Annotated in this window: 9 protein-coding genes; 1 reads left to right on the top strand and 8 read right to left on the bottom strand. The window is 64.4% G+C overall.

Annotated elements, in window-relative coordinates:
* Positions 1 to 1,182: 2-oxo acid dehydrogenase subunit E2 (locus tag ACE3P6_RS08030; protein ID WP_374393558.1), on the top strand; the 1,182-nt coding region annotated here is incomplete at its 5' end.
* A gap of 84 nt (positions 1,183 to 1,266) precedes the next feature.
* On the opposite strand, the gene ACE3P6_RS08025 is transcribed toward ACE3P6_RS08030, so the two are convergent.
* The 8 genes from ACE3P6_RS08025 to ACE3P6_RS07990 all read right to left on the bottom strand — a co-directional run bounded on the left by ACE3P6_RS08025 (position 1,267) and on the right by ACE3P6_RS07990 (position 10,397).
* Positions 1,267 to 1,902 carry a CDP-alcohol phosphatidyltransferase family protein gene (locus tag ACE3P6_RS08025; protein ID WP_374393556.1) on the bottom strand — a complete coding sequence of 212 codons (636 nt, stop codon included), beginning with the start codon at positions 1,900 to 1,902 and terminating at the stop codon, positions 1,267 to 1,269.
* Positions 1,899 to 2,843 (bottom strand): phosphatidate cytidylyltransferase, encoded by a 945-nt coding sequence (locus tag ACE3P6_RS08020; protein WP_374393554.1) that lies wholly within the window; start codon positions 2,841 to 2,843, stop codon positions 1,899 to 1,901. The genes ACE3P6_RS08025 and ACE3P6_RS08020 overlap by 4 nt, the downstream gene beginning before the upstream one ends.
* Positions 2,840 to 3,481, bottom strand: a complete 642-nt coding sequence (locus ACE3P6_RS08015) for a lysophospholipid acyltransferase family protein (RefSeq protein ID WP_374393552.1) — start codon at positions 3,479 to 3,481, stop codon at positions 2,840 to 2,842. The genes ACE3P6_RS08020 and ACE3P6_RS08015 overlap by 4 nt, the downstream gene beginning before the upstream one ends.
* A gap of 10 nt (positions 3,482 to 3,491) precedes the next feature.
* The gene (gene cysE / locus ACE3P6_RS08010) at positions 3,492 to 4,298 is read right to left on the bottom strand and encodes a serine O-acetyltransferase (protein WP_374371059.1); all 807 of its coding nucleotides are present in this window, start codon (positions 4,296 to 4,298) and stop codon (positions 3,492 to 3,494) included.
* Between the two features lie 239 nt (positions 4,299 to 4,537).
* A complete protein-coding gene (locus ACE3P6_RS08005; protein ID WP_374393550.1) occupies positions 4,538 to 8,431 on the bottom strand; it encodes a glycoside hydrolase TIM-barrel-like domain-containing protein in 3,894 nt (1,297 codons plus the stop codon).
* The gene (locus tag ACE3P6_RS08000) at positions 8,432 to 8,875 is read right to left on the bottom strand and encodes an NlpC/P60 family protein (protein WP_374393548.1); all 444 of its coding nucleotides are present in this window, start codon (positions 8,873 to 8,875) and stop codon (positions 8,432 to 8,434) included.
* Positions 8,872 to 9,768 (bottom strand): DUF2163 domain-containing protein, encoded by an 897-nt coding sequence (locus ACE3P6_RS07995; RefSeq protein WP_374393546.1) that lies wholly within the window; start codon positions 9,766 to 9,768, stop codon positions 8,872 to 8,874. The genes ACE3P6_RS08000 and ACE3P6_RS07995 overlap by 4 nt, the downstream gene beginning before the upstream one ends.
* Positions 9,765 to 10,397 carry a TIGR02217 family protein gene (locus ACE3P6_RS07990; RefSeq protein ID WP_374393544.1) on the bottom strand — a complete coding sequence of 211 codons (633 nt, stop codon included), beginning with the start codon at positions 10,395 to 10,397 and terminating at the stop codon, positions 9,765 to 9,767. Before ACE3P6_RS07990 ends, ACE3P6_RS07995 begins: the two co-directional genes overlap by 4 nt.
* Between the last annotated feature and the right edge of the window lies 1 nt (position 10,398).

Here is a 10,398-nt window from a genome sequence, read left to right as displayed (position 1 = left end):
GAGGGGGTCGTCGGCAAGATCCTGATCGCCGAGGGGACGGCGGGGGTGAAGGTGAACACGCCCATCGCGGTGCTCTTGGACGAGGGCGAGGATGCGGGGGCGGTGGCGGCTCCGGTGGCGGCGGCTCCGGTTGCAGCTCCGGTGGTGGCGGCTCCGGTTGCGGCGGAGAGTCGGGGTGAACCCCGACCTACGGAGGTTGCGCGCGTTGCGGCGGCCGCTGCGCCGGTGTCGGGCGGCGCGCGGGTTTTCGCCTCGCCCCTGGCGCGGCGGATCGCCAAGGAGAAGGGTCTGGACCTCGCGGCCGTGACCGGCTCGGGTCCGCATGGCCGGATCGTGCGGGCGGATGTCGAAGGCGTGCAGCCGGTAGCAGTGAAGCCTGCGGCGGCCCCGGTCGCGGCGGAGGCCCCGAAAGCCGCCCCTGCCCCGGCGGCAGCGGCGGCGATGCCCACGGGCATGGCGGCGGAAACCGTGCTGAAGATGTATGCCGACCGCGCCTATGAGGAAGTGGCGCTGGACGGGATGCGCCGGACGATTGCGGCGCGGCTGACCGAGGCCAAGCAGACCATCCCGCATTTCTACCTGCGTCGGGACGTGAAGCTGGACGCGCTGATGGCCTTCCGCGAGCAGCTGAACAAGCAGCTTGAGGGGCGCGGGGTGAAGCTCAGCGTCAACGACTTCATCATCAAGGCCTGCGCGGTGGCGCTGCAGGCGGTGCCGAATGCCAATGCCGTCTGGGCGGGCGACCGGATCCTGCGGCTGAAGCCCTCGGACGTGGCGGTGGCGGTTGCCGTCGAGGGGGGCCTGTTCACCCCGGTGCTGCGCGATGCCGACAAGAAGTCGCTCTCGGCGCTGTCGGCGGAGATGAAGGACCTGGCCACCCGGGCGAAGACAAAGAAGCTGGCGCCGCACGAGTATCAGGGCGGGTCGTTTGCGATTTCCAACCTTGGCATGATGGGGATCGAGAACTTCGACGCGGTGATCAACCCGCCGCATGGCTCGATCCTCGCCGTGGGCGCGGGGGTGAAGAAGCCGGTGGTGCTGGCGGACGGGACCATCGGGGTGGCGACGGTCATGTCGATGACGCTGTCGGTGGATCACCGGGTGATCGATGGGGCCTTGGGGGCGGAGTTCCTGAAGGCGGTGATCGAGGCGCTGGAGAACCCGATGGTGATGCTGGCTTGATCTGTCGGAGCGGGGGTTTCACGCCCCCGCACCCCCGTGGGATACTTGTGCAAAGATGAAAGGGGGGCTTCGGCCTCCCTTTTTCTATCTGGATTTCAACTTGCCGATCAGAGTGAGGGAGCGGCGGAGGATCGTGATCGCGGTGCCAACGACGATGATCCAGAGCGTAGCGGTGAGGGTCCATCCGGTCGCGTAGAGGGCGGCCAGGATGGTGCCTGCGGTCAGGACGGCCATGCGCTGCGGCTTGGCGAGGGGGCCGGAGAAGTCGGGCGCGAAACCTTCGGCCCGGCCCAGCTCGCGGATGTAGGCGGTGGCGACGGCGAGGGCGGCGGCGAGAAGACCGAGGTCCGGGCGGCCGGCGGCGAGGCCGGCGCCAGCGAAGAAGAGGAGGTCGGAGACGCGGTCCGGGGCCTCGTTCCAGAAGGGGCCGTCCTTGGCGCCCTTGCCGCCCTCGATGGCGACCATGCCGTCGATCAGGTTGCAGACGAGCCGGGCTTGCACGGTGGCGGCGGCGAGGATCAGGCAGAGGAACTGCAGGATGCCACCGTTTGTGGAGAGCCAGAAGAGCAGGAAACCGAGCGCCGCGAAGACCATAGAGGCCTGGGAAATCTGGTTGGGCGTGATCTCGCGCGCCACGGCCCAGGAGGCGAGGCGCGCGGCCCAGGCGGAGTTGCGCGAGGTGAGGGGGCGGCGGTTTTCCGAAGTTTCGGGGGCGCTCATGTCGTGGACCAGAGCCAGCGGGTGACGTGGAAGAAGATGGGCGCGGCGAAGATCACCGAGTCAAGCCGGTCGAGGAAGCCGCCGTGCCCGGCGATCAGGTGACCCCAGTCCTTGATCCCGCGGTCGCGCTTGATGGCTGACATCACGAGGCCGCCGAAGAAGCCCATCAGCGTGATGAGGAGGCACATGCCCGCAGCCTGAAGCGGCGAGAATGGCGTCATCCAGTAAAGCGCGGTGCCGATGGCAGTGGCGGTGAGGGCGCCGCCGATCAGCCCTTCCCAGGTCTTCGAGGGCGAGAGGTTCGGGGCGACCTTGGTGCGGCCGACGAGCTTGCCCCAGACGTATTGCATCACGTCCGACAGTTGCACGACGAAGATCAGGTAGGCGATGAGGATGACATTGCGCCCCTCGAACCCGGGGATCTGCAGGTAGAGAAGCGCGGGGACATGGCTGGCGCAATAGACGCAGATCATCAGCGCCCATTGGGTTTCCGAGACGCGGATCAGGAAGTCCTTGGTGGAGCCCCGGAGTGCTGAGACGACGGGGAGAAGGAGGAAGGCGTAGACCGGGATGAAGATCGAATACATCCCGTACCAGTCGGTCGCGAGGAACCAGTACTGCAGCGGCAGCACCAGGAAGAAGCAGGCGACGAGCGACCAGTGGTCGGCACGGTTGTGGGTGGTGAGGGTGAGGAATTCGCGCAAGCCGGCAAAGGAGCAGAGCGCGAAGAGAAAGACGACGCCGGGCTTGCCCGCGATGAAGGCGAGCGCGAGGCAGATCACCATCACCCACCAGGCATTGATGCGGGCGTTCAGGTTCTCGATCACCGGGTTCTCGCCTGCGGGCGAGAGACGGCCTCGGAGGATTTCACCGATGATGGAGGCGAGGACGAGGATGGTGCCGACGCCCGCGAGGAGCCAGAGGAGATGCGGGGAGGTCATGCCGGGGCCTTCAGCGCGAGGAGCGCCTGGGTGGCGCGGGCGAGGAATGCGTCCTTCGTCTCGTCTGCGGCGAGGTGGAGGGGGGCGCCGAAGGTCAAGGTGCAGATCAGCGGCACGGGGATGACTTCACCTTTCGGCATGACACGGTTCAGGTTGGCGATCCAGACCGGGACAAGGTCGACGCCGGGGCGGGCCTTGGCAAGGTGGTAAAGCCCGGACTTGAAGGGAAGAAGCTGGGCGTCCGAGCTGTTGCGCTGACCTTCCGGGAAGATGATCAGCGAAGACCCCTGGTCCAAGGCCGTGACCATCTGGGCGACCGGATCCTCGGTCCGCGCCTCGGGGCGGCGGTCGATGAGGACGGCGTTGAAGACCTCGCGCCCAATGAAGGCCCGGAGGGGGGATTTGAGCCAGTAGTCCAGCGCGGCGACCGGGCGCGTCTTGCGGCGAAGGGGGGTGGGGAGCGCGGTCCACAGAAGGACGAAGTCGCCGTTCGACGAGTGGTTGGCGAAGTAGATGCGCTGGTGCGGCACCGGCTCGATCCCCTGCCAGATGGCGCGGGGGGCGGTCATGAAGCGGGCGAAGGTCGAGATCGTCAGCCCGGTGGCCCGGGCGGCGAAGGCACGGAGGACGGAGGTCATGCGGGGCCGGTCATTCCGATTTCAGGATCTGGTCCATTGTGAGGGCAGGCTGGGCGCAACCGGCCTTGCCGACGACACGCGCCGGAACACCGGCAACGGTGGAGTTCGGTGGTACGTCCTCCAGCACGACAGAGCCGGCCGCGATGCGTGAGCAGTGACCGACGTGGATGTTGCCCAGGACCTTGGCCCCTGCCCCGATCAGGACACCGTCGCCGATCTTCGGATGCCGGTCGCCGTCCTCCTTTCCGGTCCCCCCGAGAGTGACCGAATGCAGCATCGAGACGTTGTCGCCGACAACGGCGGTCTCGCCGATCACGATGGAATGGGCATGGTCGATCATGATCCCCTTGCCGACGCGGGCGGCAGGGTGGATGTCAACGCCGAAGACTTCGGAGACCCGCATCTGGACGAAATAGGATAGGTCGATGCGGCCCGCCTGCCAGAGCCAATGGCCGATCCGGTAGGCCTGCACCGCCTGATAGCCTTTGAAGAAGAGGATCGGCTGGAGGAAGCGATGGCAGGCCGGGTCACGCTCATAGACCGCCATCAGGTCCGACCGGGCAGCGGCGCCAATCGTGGGGTCACTGTCATAGGCCTGATCTGCAATCTCGCGGAGAATCTGCTCGCTCATTTCGCCCGACGCGAGCTTCAGCGAGAACCGGTATGCCAGCGCGCGTTCCAGGCTGGAATGGTGCAGGAGGCCAGAATGGATCAGGCCGCCGAGCAGCGGCTCGTTGCGGATCGCTTCCACCGCTTCCTCGCAGACCCGGTGCCAGACTGGGTCGATGGCAGCGACTTTGGGTTTGGTTTCAAGCATGACCGCATCTCCAGATACGCAGCCTTGATACCACATACGGGACGAGTGGCGACACGCATTTCTGTGCGGTCATTCATCAGGTGTTGAAATGTGTGGAGGGAGTAGGAATTGTCGACGCGCGGGAAATGAAACACCTTGAGTGACAGGAACGTCGAAGCCTGCGGGTCCGACCCGTTTCAGGTCGAACCCAGCCAGACTTGCGAAACCACCGTGTTCCGGGCACGGACAGGACAGTCGCGTCATAGTGCCACGACGACCTGCCGGAAGGGGCCCGGGCCAAAGCTCGCAGACAATTGGGCCACGGCGAGATTGAACTCCGTGCTGATACCATCAGCGGACCGCATTGCCGCAGTGTAGGCAAACGACGGCTGGTTGCGGGTGTATTCCGCTTTGATCCCGGTGGACGTGGCCACCCGGACCAGATAGGCCTCACCTTCTTCGGCAAGCGGCACTTCAGCCGACTGCCAACTATCACCATCCAGCCGCGTCCGACGCCGCCACATCAGCTGGATTTCCCCCGCGCTTTCCGATTGTCGAAGATGAGCAACAGGATAGGGGCGCAGCCCGATCCCGTCGAAGGCTTCGGTTCGCAACACGACACTCGAGTCGTCATAGCCGCGCGAAGCTGCACCAATCCGGTAATACCGCGCCAGACCCCGTGCGGAAGCCGCCATGTCGATCTGCGTCAATGCAAGGTCAAGCAGCACGACGGTACTGCCTTCGGGCCAGATGTCCGGCATGATGCCGTCGGTTCCAAGTTGGCCGCGCAGCCGGACTGAAATCTCGTAGGTGTCTGGCGCGACTAGTTGCGCGTCAGCGAACTGGAAGACCTCCCAGTTGGCCGCACTGCCGTCCCCTATGGCCATGACATTGGCCCCGTTTAGCACGGAAGTCCGGCTTGCAGACACCAGTTCCCCACCGGAAATCCTGACACGAAGCGGCGGCCCCAGGTCCCACTGCCCGGGACGGTGCCGGGTCATCGGCGTTTCCGAAACCCCGATGACCGCCGGGGCGGCGACAAGCCGGTTCAGCTCATAGCCGGCATCCTCGCCAGAGGACCAGACTGCGACCGAACCTGGCCAAGGGTCGGCCCCCACCGCGACATGAGGTGCATGAGGAACTTCCTGCCCCGTCAGCAGAGGCAGATCGAGAAACACGGGAACGACCGGGACCGGAGAAGTGAACGGCCGCAGGGATACGATTTCCTCCGACCTTTCCGACGGCAGGTACAGGCCAGGCTCCACCCGGATGGCCTCAAGAAGCTGGCTTTCCGCCTGTTCAACCCGATCCACACGGTAGCGCCCGCCAGAAATGCGAACCACGTCTCCCGCCCCAATCGAGAGTCTGGACTTCGGCAGCGCAAATCTCACACTATCCCGCGCAACCCGGGCTTCTACCAGCCAGCGCTCGACGGCTGCCATCGCCTCCAAATTCGTCAGGGCAAGCGGCAAATCGGTCTGAGAAACACCGACGGACTCCTCGTCGGGAAAGCGCGTCTCCACCGCGCGAAGCTCGTAGCTGGATTGAGCATCAATGTAGCCGAGGCGAATTTGCCCGGCCGATTCGGCTTCCGAGCTACGGGCCACCTCAATGCCGCCATCCATTTCCCGCGCGAGCGCAACCTCCCCCTCGGAAATCTCAGCCAGGATGTCAGCCTTGCGATTGCGGAAACTCAAAAGGCCGTCACGCTCGAAGACGTCGAACCCTAAGGCCAACATGAGCGGCTGCAAGGCCGATCGAACTGTGGCGATTTCGGATTGCTGGTAGCCTCGAACCAACCCGAAAAGGACGCTGACGTCGATCGCGTCGACGCCGGATTTGCCGCACAACTCGCGAACGATGGCGGACAGCGGCTGGTTCGAGGCTCGACCGTTGAGCCAGTGCCCACGCGAATAGCTCGGGCCATCGCTCCAGATCGCGGTCTGACCGGGGAACTCAGGAAACGGTCGAGCGTCCCAAGCCCAGACATAGGCATGATCCATGTCGACCATCGTACCGCCATAGATGTCAGAAACCGGATTATTCTGTGCTTCTGCCCAGTGAGATGCCATCGCAAGAAGATACTGCATCTGAATCAGGTCGTCGCGCCGACCATTGGACCATGCAGGCAGTCCCGACTCGGAAGACTTTGCATCGATGAAACGGTTGGGTTGATTGGTCCCCTTGTCGACGGCGGCACAACCGTACTCGGTGAAACGGATCGGCTTCGAGCCGGGAATCCAACCGGTCGGCGTCGCCGACCTGACACCGCCAAGTCGACCATGATGCAATTTCGACCACCAGGATTTCAAGTCCTTGTAGCGGAAGATCCAATCCTCTCCATACGCCATGTCGGAAATCGGCAAGCGTCGCTGCGCAAGCGCGCCCTCGGGACTGTCGTAGTACCAGTCAAACCCTTCACCCCCGGCGATATTCGCAGTCAGGTATTGCGGGTTGTAGACCGAGCCGAATGCAGAATCTGCATGGGCTTCGCCGTCGCGCCAGTCCGACACCGGCATGTAGTTGTCGATCCCGATGAAATCGATTTCGGGATGTGACCACAGAGGGTCGAGATGGAAGTAGACGTTCCCGTCGACATGGTAGCCGAAATACTCGGACCAATCAGCCGCATAGCTGATCTTGACCTGTGGCCCAAGGATCGTTCGGACATCGGCTGCGAGCCGCATCAATTCTAGGACTGCGGGAAAACTGTCGCCAGCACCGCGAACCTGCGTCAACGACCGAAGCTCGGAGCCGATGCAGAAGGATTCGACGCCCCCGGCAGCCGCACACAAATGAGCATAGTGCAAGATGAACTTGCGATAGCCCCAGTCTGCAGGCCCGGCATAGCTGATCGTCTCGCCGTTGACCGAAAAATGCCCGGGCTCCGCGACTCCGAAGAAGCTGGCGACCTCGGCAGCGGCGCCCGCGGTCCGATCCGCCGTGCCCGGTCGCCCCGGCGCAACATCCAGCGTAATGCGGCCGCGCCAGGGTAGTACAGATTGGGGGACCCCGCCCGACCAGGGATCGGGCAGCAGGTTGCCTGCAACCTGATCCATCAGAATGAACGGGTAGAACATCACGTCCTTTCCGGCGGTCCGAAGCGCGCGGATGGCTTCCACCACGGACGCATCCGCCGGAGTGCCGCCATAGATCGACGCATCATCGACCTTCGGGACCTCCCGTGCCGCCGACCGATTGATTCCGCCCGCGCGCCAAGGCATGGCGACCCCATCGCGCAGTTTCTGCTCCACCTTCGGGCGGATCGAGCAGGACGAACACCGAAGGTCATCGCCGAACCAGGATACGACAAGCGACACGGCACCCGACTGGGGCAGCTCTTGCGCAAGCTGTTCCAGGCTGGTTGCGAAGTCGGTCTTTCCCGATGGCGAATGGACATTGGCCGTCCGATTCCGGCCCAACGCCTCGGCATAGTGGACCGGGGTCGTGGCCAGCCCGTATTCGCCGGTTCCAGGGATAAGCGCTACCCCGCGCACGGCACCAGCCAGCGTATCCGCCGGATCGACTGCCGGGCCTTGGGCTGCCCGGACGACTTCAAAACTGAACTGCGGGACACGGTTCCCGTAGGCGGCAAGCTCCAGATCCTCGATGACCACATATGCCAGGCCGCGATAGGCCGGCGCCTTGCCGAAGCCTTCAACCGCCTCGATCAACGGATCGGGCAACTGGTCTTCGCTTCCGCTGTAGACCCGCATGTTGAGATCACTGGCCGAAATCTCGTTTCCATCCGCCCAGATCCTGCCGACCCGAAGGATCTCGCCTTCACAAAGCCCGATCGCCAGGCTGACCGAATAGCTGTATTCGTTGACCTTGGGCTTCGGCGCGCCTTTCCCGGTCCGGCGACGGCGCACGGTTTCCGTGAACTCCGTGGCCCAGATGATCTGTCCACCGACCCGCATCCTGCCCCAGACTTGGCCGATGGCAGCCCCCTCGCTCGCCCCGGTAAGGCGCAACCGGTCAATCCGGCCGATGTCCACCGGATCCGACCCGCTGCCCAGAATGCGCTGGTCGATTGCCCGGCCAATCGTGGCCCCGATGGCGCGCCCGATCACTGCGCCGGAGAGGCCCAGGACAGTTCCGCCGACGCCGCCACCGATCATTGCGCCAGCGGCCGAAAGCAGCAAAGTGGCCATTCACTTGGTTCCTTCTGGAAAGGCAAAACGCGCCGCAATCCGGCGCTCCCACGGGACAGAAAGCGAGCTTTCGATCACGCCATGACCCGTGTAGGCATGGATGAACCGATGATGCGGCCCAATCTCGGACAGAAGCCCCAGATGCTTGGCGATGCTCCCCTCCCGCATGCGGAACAGGAGCACATCACCGACTGCAGGCTGGCCGTCGGGCTTCTCTCGAAGCCATCTCCGCGCCGCTGCAAGCAGGACTTCGTCCTTCGACGGTTCGGCCCAATCCTCCGTGTAGGCGGGCATCGGCTCCGGCTCATCGCCCAGGACCGCCCGCCACACGCCACGCAGCAACCCAAGGCAATCCGTCCCCGCCCCCCGAACACTCGCCTGGTGCAGATAGGGCGTGCCAATCCAACGGCGCGCTTCTGCAATGACTTCCAACCCGAGCGTCATGCGCCACCGCCGCCGGACCGGCGCAGCCCACCATTCGGGCGGCCCGGAACCGGATACGAGGCAAGCCAATCCTCTCCGGGAATGTGAGGAAATCCCCGAAAGTTCGGGAAGTTCGAATACTTTACCCGGCAGGTGGTCGCAGACTTGTCGCACCCCGCTTCAATGCGAACCATGTCACCGGCAGTGATCGGGGCACGCAACGACTGCCACAACTCGATCCTGCGTTCTCTGCCGGTCTGACGGTCGATCTTCACGACACCGACCAGCCCGGATGCGGCGCCGGAGATAGGCGTGAAACGCCCTCCCTCGAACCAGCGCTCATCAAAACTCGCGAAATCGTGGAAGGTGAATATCCTGCCGTCATCGGCCGCGTTCACCGCAACATCGGCAAAATAGCCCGGTTGCCGCAGGTCGAAGCGGCATCGTCCATCGCCAAGCACGGCAGAGCATCCCGGCGTGTAGGCCATGCCATGCGGTCGGTTCAGAAGCTCGGTCAGGCCACGCAGCTCGGCCTTGAAACTGCCATCCGCGCGAGAAATCTCGCCAAGACTACCCCGGAACTGAAGCAGGAAATCTTCCGGCGCCGCCCAGTTGACCAGATAGGCCTGAACCTCCGCGCCGTCAAAGCGCCCTGCGGTCAGGTCTGCCTCGGTGATCGCCGCCGCACTGAGGGCGCCGAAAGCCTCGCTGTTGTCCACCGACAGCCCGGTCGTCTGCTGCAGCGCCCGCGCCGTCATGCCCGTATCGGCGCGACAGGACACTCCGTCGACCAGAAGGTCCCGGTCGTGGTCGGTGAATCCAAGCACCAGACCGTCCCGGCGCCGCACGGTCCAGGCGCGGCAAACCGTCGTAGAACCGCTCGCAAGATGAGAATACAGCGCTTCCTTGCTCACAGCCGCACCTCCACGATGGGAACATTGGGAACGTCCCCAGCGCGGAACGACGCGACCGAGGTCTGGATCGCATCCGTGTCGAAGCGGACCGGCACGTCGAACTCGAATCCTGCCGTGACACGGGTGCCCAGGTCCGGTGCGAGGGTGAATGTCACCTCGCCGGTTTCGGTGTTCACCGTGAACTCCTGCAACTCGATCTTCTGGTCTCCGGCCACGGCGATCACCACCGTGCCCAGAACCGGCTTGCGGATCGGTCGGGAATAGTCCTGCAAGCCCGACACATAGGTCTTCCGCAACGGAAAGACCTTCGTCTCTCCATCGCCGGTTCCGATCAGCTGGTCATCGGGTGCCGGGGTCGCCAGCGGAGCGCAGGACTTGAAGTCCGACCAGTCCTTCCAGCGAAATCCATGCAGCTGCCCGGCGCGCGCCTCGAAAAAGGCGATCAGCGTCTCGACGTCATTCAGCGAACGCAGGCCGACCCCGGCATCGTAGCGCCGCCGCGAATGCGCCCAGGGGGTGTTCCGCTCTTCGAACCCGTTCGCCAGGGTGACGATCTCGGTCCTGCGTTCAGGACCACCGACCGATCCGAAGCTCAGGTTGGCCGGGAAGCGTATTTCGTGAAATGCCATT

Origin of the sequence: Tabrizicola sp. (assembly GCF_041911175.1) — a bacterium.
Classification (GTDB): Bacteria; Pseudomonadota; Alphaproteobacteria; order Rhodobacterales; family Rhodobacteraceae; genus Tabrizicola.
The sequence above is the reverse complement of the archived record's forward strand: the minus strand, read 5'-3'. Positions and strand labels throughout refer to the sequence as shown.